General features: G+C 66.3%; 17 protein-coding genes. 10 read left to right on the forward strand and 7 right to left on the reverse strand.

All coding sequences use genetic code 11. From position 1 onward, the window contains the following. Window positions 1-16: 16 nt before the first annotated feature. The 4 genes from HZY97_RS01980 to HZY97_RS01995 all read right to left on the reverse strand — a co-directional run bounded on the left by HZY97_RS01980 (window position 17) and on the right by HZY97_RS01995 (window position 4031). Window positions 17-973, reverse strand: coding sequence for a hypothetical protein (locus HZY97_RS01980; protein ID WP_180140074.1), 957 nt, complete (start codon window positions 971-973; stop codon window positions 17-19). Between the two features lie 125 nt (window positions 974-1098). Then, a complete protein-coding gene (gene mtgA, locus HZY97_RS01985) occupies window positions 1099-1797 on the reverse strand; it encodes a monofunctional biosynthetic peptidoglycan transglycosylase (protein ID WP_180140076.1) in 699 nt (232 codons plus the stop codon). Between the two features lie 326 nt (window positions 1798-2123). Continuing rightward, complete coding sequence (rpoH, locus tag HZY97_RS01990; RefSeq protein ID WP_180140078.1) at window positions 2124-3026, reverse strand: RNA polymerase sigma factor RpoH; 903 nt, start codon at window positions 3024-3026, stop codon at window positions 2124-2126. A 57-nt stretch (window positions 3027-3083) separates the two neighbouring features. Continuing rightward, entirely contained in the window at window positions 3084-4031 is a 948-nt protein-coding gene (locus HZY97_RS01995; protein WP_180140080.1) for an RluA family pseudouridine synthase, read from the reverse strand. Window positions 4032-4049: 18 nt separating this feature from the next. On the opposite strand from HZY97_RS01995, the gene HZY97_RS02000 reads away from it, so the two are divergent. Next, window positions 4050-4448: a M67 family metallopeptidase gene (locus HZY97_RS02000; RefSeq protein ID WP_180140082.1), complete on the forward strand. Its 399-nt coding sequence runs from the start codon at window positions 4050-4052 to the stop codon at window positions 4446-4448. A 4-nt stretch (window positions 4449-4452) separates the two neighbouring features. Here the strand turns inward: HZY97_RS02000 and HZY97_RS02005 are convergent, their stop codons facing one another. Both HZY97_RS02005 and HZY97_RS02010 read right to left on the reverse strand, forming a co-directional pair. Continuing rightward, window positions 4453-4896, reverse strand: a complete 444-nt coding sequence (locus tag HZY97_RS02005; RefSeq protein ID WP_180140084.1) for a hypothetical protein — start codon at window positions 4894-4896, stop codon at window positions 4453-4455. Window positions 4897-5015: 119 nt separating this feature from the next. Beyond that, window positions 5016-7001 (reverse strand): sensor histidine kinase, encoded by a 1986-nt coding sequence (locus HZY97_RS02010; RefSeq protein WP_180140086.1) that lies wholly within the window; start codon window positions 6999-7001, stop codon window positions 5016-5018. 152 nt (window positions 7002-7153) lie between these two features. On the opposite strand from HZY97_RS02010, the gene HZY97_RS02015 reads away from it, so the two are divergent. Further along, window positions 7154-7300: a lmo0937 family membrane protein gene (locus HZY97_RS02015; RefSeq protein ID WP_180141581.1), complete on the forward strand. Its 147-nt coding sequence runs from the start codon at window positions 7154-7156 to the stop codon at window positions 7298-7300. On the opposite strand, the gene HZY97_RS02020 is transcribed toward HZY97_RS02015, so the two are convergent. Further along, complete coding sequence (locus HZY97_RS02020) at window positions 7297-8571, reverse strand: serine hydrolase (protein WP_180140088.1); 1275 nt, start codon at window positions 8569-8571, stop codon at window positions 7297-7299. The two genes, HZY97_RS02015 and HZY97_RS02020, sit on opposite strands and share 4 nt — an antisense overlap. 144 nt (window positions 8572-8715) lie before the next feature. On the opposite strand from HZY97_RS02020, the gene HZY97_RS02025 reads away from it, so the two are divergent. From HZY97_RS02025 to HZY97_RS02060, 8 genes are all read left to right on the forward strand, one after another. Further along, on the forward strand, window positions 8716-9360 hold the full coding sequence (locus HZY97_RS02025; RefSeq protein WP_180140090.1) for a histidine phosphotransferase family protein: 645 nt from the start codon (window positions 8716-8718) through the stop codon (window positions 9358-9360). Window positions 9361-9461: 101 nt separating this feature from the next. Then, window positions 9462-9686 (forward strand): hypothetical protein, encoded by a 225-nt coding sequence (locus HZY97_RS02030; protein WP_180140092.1) that lies wholly within the window; start codon window positions 9462-9464, stop codon window positions 9684-9686. A gap of 86 nt (window positions 9687-9772) precedes the next feature. Further along, window positions 9773-12094, forward strand: a complete 2322-nt coding sequence (locus HZY97_RS02035; protein ID WP_180140094.1) for a chemotaxis protein CheA — start codon at window positions 9773-9775, stop codon at window positions 12092-12094. Then, window positions 12094-12519, forward strand: a complete 426-nt coding sequence (locus HZY97_RS02040; RefSeq protein ID WP_180140096.1) for a chemotaxis protein CheW — start codon at window positions 12094-12096, stop codon at window positions 12517-12519. The genes HZY97_RS02035 and HZY97_RS02040 overlap by 1 nt, the downstream gene beginning before the upstream one ends. A gap of 82 nt (window positions 12520-12601) precedes the next feature. After that, window positions 12602-12967, forward strand: a complete 366-nt coding sequence (locus HZY97_RS02045; RefSeq protein WP_180140099.1) for a response regulator — start codon at window positions 12602-12604, stop codon at window positions 12965-12967. A 23-nt stretch (window positions 12968-12990) separates the two neighbouring features. Continuing rightward, window positions 12991-14058, forward strand: coding sequence for a chemotaxis-specific protein-glutamate methyltransferase CheB (cheB, locus tag HZY97_RS02050; RefSeq protein WP_373684260.1), 1068 nt, complete (start codon window positions 12991-12993; stop codon window positions 14056-14058). Further along, the gene (locus tag HZY97_RS02055; protein WP_180140101.1) at window positions 14055-14903 is read left to right on the forward strand and encodes a protein-glutamate O-methyltransferase CheR; all 849 of its coding nucleotides are present in this window, start codon (window positions 14055-14057) and stop codon (window positions 14901-14903) included. The genes cheB and HZY97_RS02055 overlap by 4 nt, the downstream gene beginning before the upstream one ends. Window positions 14904-14937: 34 nt before the next feature. Further along, window positions 14938-15639 (forward strand): N-acetylmuramoyl-L-alanine amidase, encoded by a 702-nt coding sequence (locus tag HZY97_RS02060; protein WP_180140103.1) that lies wholly within the window; start codon window positions 14938-14940, stop codon window positions 15637-15639. The last annotated feature ends 83 nt before the right edge of the window (window positions 15640-15722 follow it).

Genomic DNA, 15722 nt, shown 5'->3' on the forward strand with positions numbered 1-15722 from the left:
TCGCCGGCTACCCGCTTCATCCCTTGAAGTCGCCGAGCCGCTTGGCCATCCATGACCAGGTGCCGAGCTTGACCGGATCGTAGATCGTCGTGAATGGCGGCGACCAGTGCAGGTTCTTCTTGCTCTGCTCGATCATGCGCGCGGTGATCTCCATCGCGGCGATCGTGCTGCCTTTCTCGTCCTTTTCCATCTGTTCCAGCACTTCGTGCTGGGGCGCGCTCTCATAGTTGATCAGCACCGCGATCGAGGGGCGGTATTTCCGTACCGCGTCGATCTTGACCTGGTTGCCGGGGAACCAGTTCTGCGGATCGGGGATGAGCTTGTGCGTCTTGCGGTCATGCTTGAGCAGCACCTGGTAGATCGTCGAATCGAGCTCGGGATTCTTGAACGGATAGACCTCGCCGCCGGCCTGTTTCGGCCAGGGGTTGAGCATGATGTGCTTGAAGCCGAGCCCGACGCAATAATCGATCAGGTCCTGGATCGGCTCGGGGCCGTGCGCCTCGAAATAGCCCTGGGTGTTCTCGAGGCGGATGCAATCGGTGAACGGCCGGTAGTTCTTGGCCATGTCCTTGTACTTCGGGACATTGATCGGGCCGTCACCGGGCTTCTGGCCGACGCCCGGATAGATCGCGATGCCCTTGGCCTTCATCTTGTTGATCATCGGCGCATAGACCGATGCGTCGGCCACGTTGAGCAGGAACGGGATCGCCGCGGTGACGCCGCCGGGCACCTGGTCGAAGAATTTGAGGAAATCGTCGTCGCTATAGGTGTTGCCGAACGCCTTGCCGCCGCTGCGCGCGTAGACGAAGTGGAGCGTGCGGGCATAGACATGGTCGGCGGAGGATTTGGGTGCCGCGCCCGGCATGGCCGCCAGCAGCTTTGCCGCGCTGGCCTGGCTCTCCAGCGCGAGCAGCGCGACCGTGCTCGACCCGACCAGGAACCCGCGTCGATCCAGCTTGCCGATATTCGCCATCTTCCGTCTCCTTGCCTGATGGGCTGGAGTCTTCGCACCAGCGCTCTGTGCGGCGAAATCTGGCGGGCGGAGGCATGGCCCGTCAATAGAATAATTATTTTTATTTTGTTTATTCGGCCGGAATGTCAGCGAATGCAGCTATCCAGCCCGTCGCCACGCACCGTGCCGATGCGCGCGGTGATCGCATTGCCGTAGCGGCGGGTGAAGCCGCGCGGGTCGATGCCGGCGCGCTTCTTGGGGAGCGGCAGCACGGCGGCGATCTGGGCGGCCTCGCGCGGGCTCATCTGCGAGGCGTCATGCTTGAAATAGCGCAGCGAGCCGGCGTTGACGCCGTAGGTGCCGATCCCCGTCTCGGCGACGTTGAGATAGACTTCCATGATCCGGCGCTTGCCCCAGATATTCTCGATCAGGACCGTGAAATAGGCCTCGAGCGCCTTGCGCGCATAGCCGCCGCCCTGGAACAGAAAGACGTTCTTCGCGGTCTGCTGGCTGATCGTCGAGCCGCCGCGGATGCGGCCGCCCTTCTGGTTGCGGGCATAGGCCTGCTCGAGCGCGGTGAAGTCGAAGCCGTGATGCGCGCAGAAGCGCGCATCCTCGGCGGCGATCGCGGCGCGCGGCATGTCGGGATCGATCCGGTCGATCGACATCCAGCGCCGGTTGGCGCCGTGCCCGCCGACGATGTCGCCGATCTGCGTCCAAGTGATCGGTGGGGGCACGAACTTGTAGATCACCACCATGCCGACCGAGACTGCGACGAAGAGCAGGACGGCCTTGAGGATCCAGAAGAGGATGCGGCGGAGTAGGGGGCTGCGGGGTTTCCGCACCTCCTCTTTCCCCGGCGAAGGCCGGGGCCCAGACTCGGAGTCTGGGAGAAGCGCTGCCGCGCTTGAGTCTGATTCAGGGCTGGGCCCCGGCTTTCGCCGGGGATCAGTTTTGCTCGTTGACGCAAACGGATCTGCTTCCTCGCCGAGCGGGCGCAGATCCGGCATCGGTGTGCTGCCCAGTTCGGGCGGCACCGTGGTCGCGCGCGGCGTCCAGTCGCGGGGGCGGGGCGCAGAATCGGAAGGCGCCGGCGGGATGTCCGCCGGCGCTTCCGGAAGACGCGGTGTCTCCGCGTCGTCGCGATCGTTTTCAGCCATGCGCAGCCGTCTTAGGCGGTGAGCAGCCGCTTCTCGCCGGCGATGCGCATCATCGCCTTTTGCAGCTTCTCGAAGGCGCGCACTTCGATCTGGCGTACGCGCTCACGGCTGACGTCATAGACCTGCGAGAGTTCCTCGAGGGTCTTGGGATCGTCGGTGAGGCGGCGCTCTGTCAGGATGTGCTTCTCGCGCTCATTGAGGTCGGTCATCGCCGAGACGAGCATCTCGTGACGGACATCGGCTTCCTGCGCTTCGGCCACGGCCTCGTCCTGAAGCTGGCTGTCGTCCTGCAGCCAATCCTGCCACTGGCCCTCGCCATCCTCGCGCATCGGCACATTGAGCGACGTATCGCCGCCCATCGCCATGCGACGGTTCATCGAGGTGACTTCCTCCTCGGTGACGCCGAGATCGGTGGCGATCTTGGTGAGATGCTCGGGGCTGAGATCGCCGTCCTCGAACGCATCGAGCTTGGCCTTCATCCGGCGCAGATTGAAGAACAGCTTCTTCTGCGCGGCGGTGGTGCCCATTTTCACGAGGCTCCACGAGCGCAGGATGAATTCCTGGATCGAGGCGCGGATCCACCACATGGCGTAGGTCGCCAGGCGGAAACCCCTTTCGGGCTCGAACTTCTTCACGCCCTGCATCAGGCCGATATTGCCCTCCGAGATCAGCTCCGAGACGGGCAGGCCATAGCCGCGATAGCCCATGGCGATCTTCGCCACGAGACGCAGGTGCGAGGTGACCAGCTGCGCGGCGGCATCGGTGTCGCCATGCTCCTGGAACCGCTTCGCGAGCATATACTCCTTCTCGGGAGTAAGGATCGGAAACTTCTTGATCTCGGCCAGATAGCGGTTGAGGCTCGCCTCACCGCCAAGCGCGGGGATCGTCGCCGGGACGTTGCTTCCGCTTGCCATGATCACTTCTCCCTTTACTAGGCGCGCTCCCCCGCAGGCGAAGCGCCGCCGAAAAATTCATACGATGAGGTTATCGAACAGTTCCTGCATGTCGGCAGGGATTTCGCTTTCAAACGCCAAAGCGGTACTATTGATGGGGTGAATGAACCCCAGATGTGCCGCGTGCAAGGCCTGCCGCCGGAAATTCAAGGTTTCCAGAAGTTCGCGGTGTGCCTTGCGAACACTTCCATAAACCGGATCGCCGATGAGGGGATGACCCAAAGAGGCCATATGGACCCGCACCTGATGGGTACGTCCGGTCTCCAGCTTGCATTCGACCAGCGCGGCGTCGTGCAGATCCTTGAGCTTGCGCCAATGGGTGACCGCACGCTTGCCGTTCTTCACGATCGCGACTTTCTTGCGATTGTGCGGCGACCGCGCCAGCGGAGCGTCCACACTACCCTCGGAAAGTCTCAAAAGCCCCGACACGATCGCGCGATAGCGCCGGTCGATTGAATGGGCCTTGAACTGCGCGGCCAGGCCGACATGCGCCCGATCATGCTTGGCGGCTACCATCAGCCCGGACGTATCCTTGTCGATCCGGTGGACGATCCCGGGGCGCGCCTCACCGCCAATGCCCGAAAGCGAGCCGTGGCAGTGATGGAGCAGCGCGTTGACCAGCGTGCCGTCGAGATTGCCGGCGGCGGGGTGGACGACCAGCCCGGCCTGCTTGTCGATCACGATCAGATGCTCGTCTTCATAGACGATGTTGAGCGGGATCTCCTGCGCCTCGTTATGCGCCGGCTTGGGGTCCGGAACCGCGACATTGTAGAGGCCGCCGCCCATCGCCTTTTTCGCCGGATCGCGGACCAGGCCCTGGGGGCCGGTGACCGCACCGCTCGAGATCAGCACCTTCAGCCGTTCGCGCGACATGGTCGGCACGGCGTCGGCGAGCGCACGATCCAGACGCCAGCCATCGGCTGTGTCCGCGATGCGTGCTTCGATGATGGAAACCCCCTGATTCATGTTTTATCATAAATGGGCATGAGGATCGCCATTTCAAGATCTGTACTGATCGGTATTCGACGGATTTCTGCGGTTTCCGCAGGCGTTGAGGCGTGCGGGCTGCTGTTCGGCAGCGGGGATAGGATAGACAGCTTCCAAGCTGTTGAAAATGTTGACGAAGCGCCTGATCGGCATTTCGAGCTGGATCCTGTCGCGTTGTTTGCTGCGCTTCGGGCCGAGCGTGCGGGCGGGCCGAAGATCGCGGGATATTGGCATTCGCATCCAAGCGGGGACGCGATGCCCTCGATCACCGATGCGGCAATGGCCGCCCCCGACGGAAAGCTCTGGGTAATCGTCGGGGGAGACCAGCTGACCGCCTGGCGCGCCGTGGAGCGCGGTTCGCTCCACGGGCGCTTCGATCCGGTTACGATCGACTGACGGCTTAGTTGGTAGGGGCCGGCGGCGTCGGTGCGCCGGCGGGCGGCGGGCCCATGCGATGGCCGCGGCCATCCGGGCCGCCGCGACCTTCACGGCCGGGGCCGCCCTGCGGGCCACCCTGGCCGCCGCGATGCCAGCCGCCCCGCTCGCCATGGCCGCGACCGCCATGCATGCGCATTTCCTCGAAACGGCCGAAGCGCATCTCTTCGCGCGAGATCTTGCCGTCCTTGCTGACGTCGAACTTCTCGAAGCGCGCAGCGGCAGCCTTCATCCACTCGTCCTTGCTGATAGTACCGTCCTTGTTGAGGTCGATCATGTCGTGGTGCGGGCGCCGGGCCTGCTCGGCCTTGGGCGGATTATGATCCTGCTGCGGAGCGGCCATAGCCGCACCTCCGCCGAAGGTCAGGGCGCTGGCTGCGAGCAGCGCGGCGAGTTTCAGTTTCATCATGCCTTTTCTCCGCTCCAGGTGATGTCTGGATTAGGAGGGGATAGGCCCCGCGCGTCTCGCAGGTTTCTCGGTGGAGCGGCTAAATTGTCGCAACTTGTCGAGGGGCAGGGAAGCGCGCGTTAGAGCGGACCGTTGTCCTCGCTGTCGAGCGTCGGCAGGGTGAAGCAGAATTCGGCACCGCCCTCGGGGGCATTGGTGGCGGAGAATACGCCGCCGTGCAGCTCGACAATGCGCTTCGAGATCGACAGGCCGATGCCCATGCCTTCGCTGGTGCTGTTCGCCGAGAAGCGCTGGAAGAGATGCGCGAGCGTCTCGGGCGGCAGGCCGGGGCCGTTGTCGCGGCAACGCACCTCGATCATCGCATCCTCGATGGGGCGCGCAGTGATCTGGATGTGCGGATCGGCCCGTCCGCTGACGCGCAGCGCCTCGACGGCGTTGCGCATTAGATTGACCAGCACCTGCTGGACCTGGACGCGATCGACAAAGACGCGAAGATTAGCGGGCACGACGTCGCAGTCGATCTGCGCGGCGAGGCGGCTCGAACCGACCAGCACCAGCCGGGCGGCATCCTCGATCATCGGCTGGAGCGGCTCGACGCTGCGCTCGGTATCGTTGCGCTCGGTGAAGCTGCGCAGCCGGCGGATGATGTCGCCGGCGTGCATCACCTGCTCGCGGGCATTGCCGACCAGCTCGGTGCCCGGTCCCTCGGCGCCTGTGTTGCGCGCGAGCATCGCGGCGGCGGAGAGATAGTTGGCGGCGGCGGTGAGAGGCTGGTTGAGCTCGTGCGCGAGATCGGCCGCAGCTTCGCCCATCGCGCTCTGGCGGGCGAGGTGGGCAAGCTCCGAATTGAGCTGGGCGACCTGGTCCTCGGCGCTGAACTGGTGGGACATGTCGCGCACGAAGACCGTCAGGCAGCGCAGATCATCCGCCTCGACGCGGCCGGCGCGCGCCTCGAGCGGGAAGAGCGAACCGTCGCTGCGCAGGCCGACGGCGCTGAGCGGGTCGGCGTTCCAGGGGTTGAGCTCGCGCTCCTGCAGTCCGGCGAGCTCGCCCATATAGCGCGGGGCATGATCCTCGGGCGCCAGCATCGTGACCGGCTTGCCGATCACATCCTCGGCGCGGTAGCCCCAGAGCCGCTCGGCGGCGGCGCTGAACTCGACGATCGTGCCGTTCTCCTCGATCAGCATGACGGCATCGGGCACCATCGCGAGCACGGCGCTGAGCTTGGCCTCGCGGATCGCTAGCGCGCGGGCCTGGCCGTCGGCATGGCGGATCGCGCGCATAAGCACGGTGGCAAGGATCAGCACATTGCCGGCCAGCACCAGGAACTGCGCCGCGCTGAAGCCAAGCAGGTCCATCTGGTAGGCGGCAAAGCCGGTCAGCGAGGGGATTGCAGGTAGGATGACGATCATCGGCGTCAGCCGGATGAGCAGGTGCCAGCCGCGCTCGCCCGTCCGGCGCCGCATCGCATAGAGGATCACGCCGGTCGCCGGGAGGAGCGCAACCGCGCTCGACACGGCGGAGCGCCCGAGAAAGGCGGGGGAGGTGCCTCCCGGCTCGCCTATCAATGCCGTGGTGGCGAGCAGGGTCAGCGCGATCGACGCGCTCGACAGGATGATGGCGATCACGCGGTGGATCTGGCGCTCCGAGGTCACGGCCATCGCGGCCAGCCCTCCGATCGCGGCGACGGCGACCGTGCCGCCGGGGCTGAGCCCGTTGTTGCGCACGCCGAGCTTCTGCACGGTCTCGAAGAAGAAGAAGCGCTCCACGGCGATCGCGCCGGTGAGATATTCCAGCGTGATCAGGCTGAGCAGGATCGCGCCGGGGAGGAAGGCGAGGCGGGCGAGCCAGGGGCGCCCGCTCACCGCCAGGAACGCCGCTAGCGTGATGCTGCAGCCGTTGATCGCGCTCAGCGGCGCGACGGCATAGTCGGGGTTGCCGAAGCCGCGCAGCACCGGCACGCCGAACACCCAGCCGAACAGGGGCAGCGAGAGGATCAGGCAGCCGATCCCGGTTATCCATTGCGGAAGGCTGGACGCGCCAAGACCTTCCCAGCCGGGCCCGGGAATCGTCTCCTTGTGCGTGTCCACAGCGCTGCGCGTCATCGAGGGTCCCAGGAAGCGGGTCGGCACCCGCACCTGCGTATTGTAGCAGGAACGCCGGGGGGCGGCGTAATCCGGAAAAGACCGCAGGCCGGGCCGGAACGTTCCGGTGGCGCAACCCGTTAAAGGGGAAACTCTAGACGGAGAGCATGCCGATGCTTTGGACGATCGTAGTCATCCTGCTGGTCCTGTGGTTGCTGGGCTTCACCTTCCACGTCGGCGCCGGCCTGATCCACATCCTGCTGGTCATCGCCGTGGTGGTCGGCCTGATCCAGCTCTTCACCGGGCGCAAGGTAGTCTAGTCGCCAGGCGGCCCGAGATAGGTGTCACCGTAAACCGCCCGGCGGAAGTCGCGGTGGAGTGACACCTGGAAGGGCCGGGTCTGGACGAAGAACACTGCGGCCAGCTTGTTGGCGGGATCGACCCAGAACAGGGTCGAGGCAGCGCCGTCCCAGAAGAACTCGCCGACCGCGCCGCGGTTTTCGTCGGCCGTCTGCGGCTGCCCGATGCGCACCGCGAAGTCGAAGCCGAAGCCGACATTGCCCTTGCCGGGGAGCCAGCTTTTCTCGGTGATCCGGGGATCGAGCTGGTTGGTCGACATCAGGCGGACGGTGGAGGGCTTGAGGATGCGTACGCCGTCCAGCGTGCCTTGCCCCAGCAGCATGCGGGCGAAGCGCATATAATCGTCGATCGGCGCCACGATGCCCGCGCCACCCATCGTCATCGGGGGACGCGGGAAATTGCGGGCGCGGGTGATCGCGTCGGCCTCGCGGGTCAGCTTGCCGTCGGGGCCCAGGATATAGGTGGCGGCGAAGCGATCGAGCCGCTCATTCGGCTGCGTCCAGCCGGCCTCCTTGATGCCGAGCGGACCCAGCACATGCTGGCGGACATAGTCCTCGAACTTCTGCCCCGAGAGCCGCTCGACGAGCAGCGCCTGGACGTCCACCGCCGAGCTGTAGCGCCACTCGGTGCCGGGATCGAAGAGCAGCGGGACATGGGCGAGGCGGCGGCCGAACTCAGTGAGGTCGTGATCGAGCCCCAGCGGATCGGCGGCAGCAAAGGCCTTTTCCGCGGCGCTCGGGCCGTCGCCATAGCCGAAGCCGGCGGTGTGGCGGAGGATGTCGCGCACGACGATCGGGCGTTTCGAGGCGCGCCAGAGCGGCTGACCCGATGCATCGGTGCCGTCCTGGACCAGCATCGTCGCGAATTCGGGGAGATAGCGCGAGAGCGGGTCGTCGAGCCCGAACTTGCCCTGCTCCCATAGTTGCATCAGCGCAGTGCCGGTGACCGGCTTGGTCATCGAATAGACCTGGACCAGCGTATCGCGCCGCATCGGGCGGTTCGCCTCGCGATCGGCAAGCCCGTTGCTGCCGAAATAGACTTCGCGGCCGTCCTTCCACACCAGCGCCTCGACGCCGGTGGCGCGGCCGCTCGAGACCATCTCGGCCAGCGCCTTGTCGATCCGCGCCTTGTCGATCCGGAAGCTGGCGGTGGCGGCGGGTTTCTCCTGCGCGAACGCGGGCAGGGGCTGCGCGATCAGCAGCGCGGCGAGGATGGGCAGGACCTGTCGCATAGCTCTCCCTCATTCTATTTTGCGGCGATGGTAACGCTACCGTCGCGGTGCGTACAGCTACGACCTTGGTAGCGTGTCAGGCACGCGCTTGCAGCATTGCGCGGGCTGCGCCAAAGAGACTGGACCTCGCGGGGAGCCTGCACCTTGAACATCAGCCCGACCGACTTCGCCAGCCTGCTCTGCTCGCGGCTCTGCCACGATCTGCTGAGCCCGGTGGGGGCGCTCAACAACGGGCTGGAGCTGCTCGCCGATGAGCATGATCCCGAGATGCGCGCGCGCTGCCTGGAACTGCTCAACGAGAGCGCCAAGGCGAGCGCCAACAAGCTGAAGTTCTTCCGCCTGGCGTTCGGCGCGGCGGGCGGCTTCGGCGAGACCGTCGATACGCGCGAAGCGCAGGCGGCGATCGAGGGGCTGTTCGGCGAGAACCACCGCGTCAATGTCGGCTGGATGGTCGAGGACCCGGTCCTTCCCAAGCAGGCGATCAAGGTGCTGATGAATCTGTCGCTGATCGGCGGCGATGCGCTGATCCGCGGCGGCCAGCTCGATATCGGCGCCGAAATTGTCGATGGAAATATCGAAATCGTCGTGCGCGCCAATGGCCCGCGCATCGTGCTCGACCCCGAGCTGCGCAGCGCGCTGGCCGGCGGCAAGGACGATTTGCCGATCACGCCGCGCGCGGCGGCGGCGTACCTCGTCCATGCGCTGGTGACGCAGGGCGGCGGCGTGCTCCAGGTGAGCCCGCCCGACGCCGAGGTGCTGCTGTTCGGGGCGAGCTTCAAGGTCGCCTGAGCGGCACGAAGCGCGAACGAACCCCTAGGGGTTTCCAGCAGCTTGGCGGGCGGGCGCCCTTAAGGCTTCCTAGGGATTAACCACCCCTTGGAGTCGCATCCATGTTTATCGATACCGGCCCGCTCGGTCCGCCCTGGGGCGAGACACCCCGGCACAATTGCAAGAGCTGCCAGCAGCCGATCCTGAAGCATCACCGCGTTGAATATGTCCAATTCCCGCAGGAGGGCGAAGGCGCGGAACTGAGCGGTCGCTATCATTCGCAATGTGCGGGGCCCTTCGCCAGCATCGCACACGCGCTGAACATGCTCAGCCGCTTGCCATTCTGAGGCTGAGCAAAGAAGTCCGTCCACTAACGCCCTTTTAACCACCGCGCGCGCAGAACGACCCGGCAAATTTGCTTATCCGGGGCCCCATGGACGACCTGCTACAGGAATTCATCGCCGAAACGCGAGAGACGCTCGAAGCGCTTTCGGGCGAAATCGTCGCGTGGGAGGCGCATCCCGAGGATCGCGCCCGGCTCGATGCAATCTTCCGCTTCGTGCACACGGTGAAGGGGAGCTGCGGCTTTCTCGACCTGCCGCGCCTGGGGCGCCTCAGCCATGCCGCCGAAGACGTGCTGGCCCAGGTCCGCGAAGGCGATCGTGCGCCGGATCGCGCGCTGGTCAACGCCGTTCTCGCGGTGGTCGACCGGATCGGCGAGCTCGTCGAAGCCATCGAATCGGGCACGGGCCTGAGCGATAGTGGCGACGAGTTGCTGATCGCGGCGCTGGCCGAAGGCGCCGAACAGATTGCCCAGGCCGGTGGCCCGGTCGGGCTTCGTGCTCCTGCCCGCAGCGTGCGCCTGAACGTCGACCTGCTCGACCGGATGATGTCCGGCATGTCGGACATGGTGCTGGCACGCAACGAACTCTCCCGGCGCCTGCGCCAGGGCGAAGTGGATCCCACGATCGAGGCGGCGCTCGAGCGGCTGTCGCTCACCGTCGGCGAGATGCGCGACACCGTGACGCGCACCCGCATGCAGAAGATCGACGCGCTGTTCTCCGCGCTGCCGCGCATGGTGCGCGATACGGCGGCGGGGCTGGGCAAATCGGTGATGCTCCAGGTCGAGGGCTCGGACGTCGAGCTCGACCGCGAGATGATCGAAGTGATGCGCGACCCGCTGGTCCACATCATCCGCAATTCGATCGACCATGGCATCGAGCCCCCGGGCGAGCGACGCGCGAGCGGCAAGCGCGAGAATGGCCGCCTGTCGGTCTCGGCGCGCCAGTCGGGCAACCAGATCATCGTCGAGATCGTCGATGACGGCCGCGGCATCGATACCGAGCGGCTGATCCAGAAGGCCGTGGCCGCCGGCCGCGACGAAAGCCAGCTGCGCAAGCTTTCCAACCGCGCCAAGCTCGACCTGGTGTTCGAGCCCGGCCTGTCCTCGAAGGACGTCGTCTCCGACGTTTCGGGACGCGGCGTGGGCATGGACATCGTCCGTGCCTCGATCGAGCAGATTGGTGGCCGCGTCGAACTCGACAGCACGCCCGGCAAAGGCCTGCGCATCGCCATCCATGTACCGCTGACGCTCTCAATCATCTCGACGATCGTGGTGGGCGTGGGCGGCCAGCGCTTCGCGATCCCGCGCCAGTCGATCGAGGAGATCGTCACCGAGCGCGGCGAGGCGATCCGTGTCGATGTGATCGGCGGCTCGCCGGTGGCATCGGTGCGTGAGCGCCGCATGCCGCTGATCCATCTGTCCGACATGCTCGAGCTGCCTGCCGGCGCCTCGCGCGACGAGGGCCGCCAGATGCTCGCCATCGTCAGCGTGAGCGAGGGGAGCTATGCGCTCGCCGTCGAGACGGTGCTCGACAATGAGGAGCTGGTGATCAAGCCGGCGTCGCCCGCAGTGATGTCGACCGGCCTTTATGCCGGTCAGACGCTGCCGGATTCGGGCCTGCCGATGCTGCTGCTCGATTGCGCCGGCATGGCCAAGGTCGCCGGGCTCGATTTCAATCGTGGCGAGCAGCTTTACGAGGAAGAGGAAGAGATCCTCGCGGCGCCGGGGCTGCCCGCGCTGCTGTTCCGCGATCTCGACGGTGTGCGCCGCGCGGTGCCGCTGGCGGCGGTGGACCGGGTGGAGCAGGTCGACGCGAGCGCGGTGCGCTTCGCGGCGGGCCGCTTCCGCGTGACGATCGACGAGCGCATCCTCCCGCTCGCCGCGCATGGCGACCTGGAAGGGCTCGAGCGGATCAACGTGCTGCGCCTGAAGGACGGCACCAACGAAGTTTCCTATGCGATCGACGAGGCGGCCGACATCGTCGTGCTGCCCGAAGAGATCGCGCCGGCGCGCGAGCCCGGCCCGATCGCCGGCGTCGTGCTGGTCGATGGCGAGCAGGTCGAGCTGGTCGACATGCTGTGGATCTTCAACGAACATGCCGAGCGCGAGTTCGAGGACGCTTCGCCGCTGTGCCTCATCGCAGGCGACAGCGACGGCTGGATGGCCTCGTTCGTGAAGCCGCTGCTCGAGGCATCGGGCTATCGTGTGGCACTCAGGCTGGCCGCGGGCGAGACCCCGGCTGTGGTGCTTTCGTCCGAGGAAACGCCCACCGGCGGCGAGGCCGCTCCGGTCGTCCGCCTGCGCAGAAAGCGCGCGGCAGGCGGGTCGGGCGACGACAGCGTCTATAGATACGATAGGGCCGGACTACTTTCCGCGCTCGAAGCCCGGGTTTCCGGCAAGGCAGGTCGCTGATGTCGCATCTCTATCTCATCGCCCAGATTGCGGGCCGCGCCGTGGCGATCGATTCCGAGCAAGTGGAATCGGTGGTCGATATCGGCGAGGTCACTGCGGTGCCGCGTGCATCGACGCATGTCCGCGGGCTCGCCGCGCTGCGCAGCCGCGTGGTGACCGTGGTCGATACCCAGTCGGCGCTGGGCATGGCCGGGGGCAGCACTGCCCGCCGCGCCGTGATCACCCAGTTTGAGGGGCATCATTATGCGATGCTCGTCGATGCGCTCGACGACGTCGCGCCGTTCGAGCTGTTGCCGCTCGCCAGCGGCGTGGCGCTCGATCCGGCCTGGCGTGAAGCCGGGCGCGGGATCGTCGAGCGCGATGGCGAACCGATCCTGGCGATCGATCTTGCCCGCCTGGTGCCCGGCACCGCCGTCGTGAATTGATTAGGCGAGTTAACGTGGCGCTTACGCCTTTCGTGCACTGTCCACTCCTACCTAGATGCCTGAAAGCGGGGAACAGGGGAAAATGAAGACTTGTCTGGTCGTCGACGACTCCAAGGTGATCCGGAAGGTTGCCCGGCACATCCTTGAGACGCTCGACTTTGAAGTGCGCGAGGCCGGTGACGGTCGCGAGGCGCTCGACTCCTGCCTGCAGACCCCGCCGGACGTGATCCTGCTGGACTGGAACATGCCCGTGATGAGCGGCATGGACTTCCTGCGCGCACTGAAGGATTCGGGGCTCCCGACGCGCCCGAAGGTGGTGTTCTGCACCACCGAGAACGGCATGGCCTATATCCGCGCCGCCATCGAGGCGGGTGCTGACGAATATGTCATGAAGCCGTTCGACCGCGAGACGCTGGAAAGCAAGCTGCAGATCGTCGGCGTCGCGTAAGCGGCGCATTCTAGGAGCCACACGTGGCGCACGCATCTCTTGCGGACACCGGGTTCAGCGGCACTCCCGCCGGGCCGGCGCAGGTGCTGATCGTCGACGATTCGGTCGTCGCACGCTCGGTGCTGGGGCGCATGGTGGAAGGCACGCGGCGATTCCGCGTTGCCGCTGCCTATAGCGACGTCCGCGCGGCGCTCGACTATCTCAAGAACCATTCGGTAGACATCATCCTGCTCGACATCGAAATGCCCGGAATCGACGGGCTTACCGCATTGCCCGACATGATCGCGGCAGGGCGGGGGGCCAAGGTGCTGATCGTCTCCTCCGCAGCCGAACAGGGCGCGGCGGTGAGCGTGCAGGCGCTGGCGCTGGGCGCGGCGGACACGCTGGTGAAGCCCGGTATCGGTGCATTCGGCGGCCGCTTCGCCGAAGTGCTCGAGGAGCGGCTGTCGCGCCTGGTCGAGGCGCATGGCCATCACGACGTCCACCATCATCACGGCCCGGTTGCGGCGCCCGATGATTTCGACCTGGTCGCGATCGGCGCCTCGACCGGCGGCATCCACGCGCTGAGCCAGCTTCTGCGCGCGATCCCGGCAAGCTTCCAGGTGCCGATCCTCGTCACCCAGCACCTCCCGCCCAGCTTCATGACCTATTTCGCGACCCAGCTCGCCGTGCTTGGCGGGCGGCCCTGCGAAGTCGCGACCGATCGCATGCGCATCCGGCCGGGCCGGATCATCGTGGCTCCGGGCGACGCGCATATGCGCGTGGTCCGCATGTCCGATGGCGCGGCGATCCGGCTGACCCATGAAAAGGCGCTTAGCGGCTGCATGCCTTCGGTCGATCCGATGTTCGAAAGCGTCGCCGAAGTGTTCGGCAATCGCGCGCTCGGCGTGGTGCTGAGCGGCATGGGCCGCGACGGCTGCGAGGGCGCCAAGGATCTGATCGACTGCGGTGCGCGCGTGCTGGCGCAGGACCGCGCCAGCTCGGTCGTGTGGGGCATGCCCGGCGCGGTGGCCAATGCCGGCCGCGCCAGTGCGGTGATGGCGCCGGACGAAATCGGGCGGCTGATCGCCCGCCGAGGAGGTGCAGCATGATCCCGCCCGGCGGCGCACCGATCGCCTCTTCGGGCGCGATGAACATGCTCGCCGCGCTGCTCGAGCAGCGCGCGGGCCAGCAGATCGCAGCGAACCGCACCTGGCGGATCGAAACGGCACTCAAGCCGATCCTTCGCGAGAAGGGTCTGGCTAGCCTGGATGAGCTGGTTGCCAAGCTCATCACGGCGCGGACGGGGGAGTTGGCGGACTTGGTTGTCGATGCGCTTCTCAATCAGGAGACGAGCTTCTTCCGCGATGCGGCAGTGCTCGACATGATCGCGGACGCCGCCCAGGCGATGCAGGCCGAGGCCGGTCACCGGCGTCTCCGCATCTGGTCGTCGGGCTGCTCGACGGGGCAGGAGCCCCTCAGCCTGGCGATGCTCTTCTCCGAGCGCGGCATGCCCGATCCCGAGATCGTGGCGACCGACGTTTCGCCCGCGGCGCTGGCACGCGCTCGCAGCGGCCGCTTCTCGCAGTTCGAGATCCAGCGCGGCCTGCCGGTGCGCCGGATGATGACCTGGTTCGACACGGTCGGCGCTGATTGGGTCGCCAAGCCCGAGCTCGTCCGCAAACTCCAGTTCCGCCAGCACAATCTGACGCAGGATGCGGCCCCGGCGGGCAGCTTCGACATCATCCTGTGCCGCAACGTGATGCTCTATTTCTCGCCGGCGGTGCGCCGCCAGGTGTTCGATACGCTGGCATCGGCGATGCGGCCGGGCGGCTTGCTGGCGCTGGGCGCGGGCGAGACGGTGATCGGCCAGACCGATCATTTCACGCCGTGCGAGACCTATCGCGGCTTCTATCGCGGCGTGAACGCACCGGGCGCGATGCGCGCGGCGGGTTGATCCCGCCGCCGAACCGGGGCTAGCCTCGCTCGCGATGCACCACGGACTGACCTTTATCGACGCGCCGTCGCCCAATTTCGACGAGCGGGCGCTGCCGGTCACGATGATCGTGCTCCATTATACCGGCATGGAAAGCGCCGAGGCCGCGCTGGCGCGGCTGCGCGACCCCGAGGCCAAGGTCTCCGCGCATTATCTGGTCGATGAGGACGGCACGATCCACCGGCTGGTGCACGAGGACAAGCGCGCCTGGCACGCCGGCCGCTCGCACTGGCGCGGAGTCACCGACGTCAATTCGGCCTCGGTGGGGATCGAGATCGTCAATCCCGGCCATGACCATGGCTATCGTCCGTTCCCGGCCGAGCAGATGGGCACGCTGATCCCGCTCGTTGCGGAGATCAAGGAGCGCTACGGCATCACCCGCGGCAATGTCGTCGGCCATTCGGACGTCGCCCCGGCGCGCAAGCAGGACCCCGGCGAGCTGTTCAACTGGCATGCGCTTGCCCGGCTGCGCCTGGCACTGCCGCGGCCGACCAAGAACCTGGTCGATCCGGGCTGGCCCGATGCCGGCTTCATCATGGCGCTCGAGCGCTTCGGCTATGACGTGAATGACAAGGAAGCCGCGGTCACTGCCTTCCAGCGCCGCTTCCGTCCCGAGCTGATCGACGGCGAGATAGACATGGAATGCCGCTGCCTGCTGCTCGCGCTGCTGCTGCCCAAGCCGCAAGGCGACGAATAGGCCGGGATTTAGTTACGGGTCCGTACACTTAATTCATGCGGCTTTCTGCAAGTATAGGAGGGAATATAGGAGGGCGGAGGTTA

The sequence above is a fragment of the Sphingomonas sp. R-74633 genome (assembly GCF_013416555.1).
Classification (GTDB): domain Bacteria; phylum Pseudomonadota; class Alphaproteobacteria; order Sphingomonadales; family Sphingomonadaceae; genus Sphingomonas.

Excerpts from the sequence above, each read along its gene's own strand:
- HZY97_RS02040 (WP_180140096.1), top strand. The coding sequence starts at position 12,094 with ATGTCGCATCTCTATCTCATCGCCCAGATTGCGGGCCGCGCCGTGGCG.
- HZY97_RS02020 (WP_180140088.1), bottom strand. The coding sequence starts at position 8,571 with ATGCGACAGGTCCTGCCCATCCTCGCCGCGCTGCTGATCGCGCAGCCC.
- HZY97_RS02010 (WP_180140086.1), bottom strand. The coding sequence starts at position 7,001 with ATGACGCGCAGCGCTGTGGACACGCACAAGGAGACGATTCCCGGGCCC.
- HZY97_RS01980 (WP_180140074.1), bottom strand. The coding sequence starts at position 973 with ATGGCGAATATCGGCAAGCTGGATCGACGCGGGTTCCTGGTCGGGTCG.
- HZY97_RS01995 (WP_180140080.1), bottom strand. The coding sequence starts at position 4,031 with ATGAATCAGGGGGTTTCCATCATCGAAGCACGCATCGCGGACACAGCC.
- HZY97_RS02030 (WP_180140092.1), top strand. The coding sequence starts at position 9,462 with ATGTTTATCGATACCGGCCCGCTCGGTCCGCCCTGGGGCGAGACACCC.
- HZY97_RS02015 (WP_180141581.1), top strand. The coding sequence starts at position 7,154 with ATGCTTTGGACGATCGTAGTCATCCTGCTGGTCCTGTGGTTGCTGGGC.
- HZY97_RS02005 (WP_180140084.1), bottom strand. The coding sequence starts at position 4,896 with ATGATGAAACTGAAACTCGCCGCGCTGCTCGCAGCCAGCGCCCTGACC.
- HZY97_RS02060 (WP_180140103.1), top strand. The coding sequence starts at position 14,938 with ATGCACCACGGACTGACCTTTATCGACGCGCCGTCGCCCAATTTCGAC.
- rpoH (WP_180140078.1), bottom strand. The coding sequence starts at position 3,026 with ATGGCAAGCGGAAGCAACGTCCCGGCGACGATCCCCGCGCTTGGCGGT.
- HZY97_RS02055 (WP_180140101.1), top strand. The coding sequence starts at position 14,055 with ATGATCCCGCCCGGCGGCGCACCGATCGCCTCTTCGGGCGCGATGAAC.
- HZY97_RS02000 (WP_180140082.1), top strand. The coding sequence starts at position 4,050 with ATGAGGATCGCCATTTCAAGATCTGTACTGATCGGTATTCGACGGATT.
- HZY97_RS02035 (WP_180140094.1), top strand. The coding sequence starts at position 9,773 with ATGGACGACCTGCTACAGGAATTCATCGCCGAAACGCGAGAGACGCTC.
- HZY97_RS02045 (WP_180140099.1), top strand. The coding sequence starts at position 12,602 with ATGAAGACTTGTCTGGTCGTCGACGACTCCAAGGTGATCCGGAAGGTT.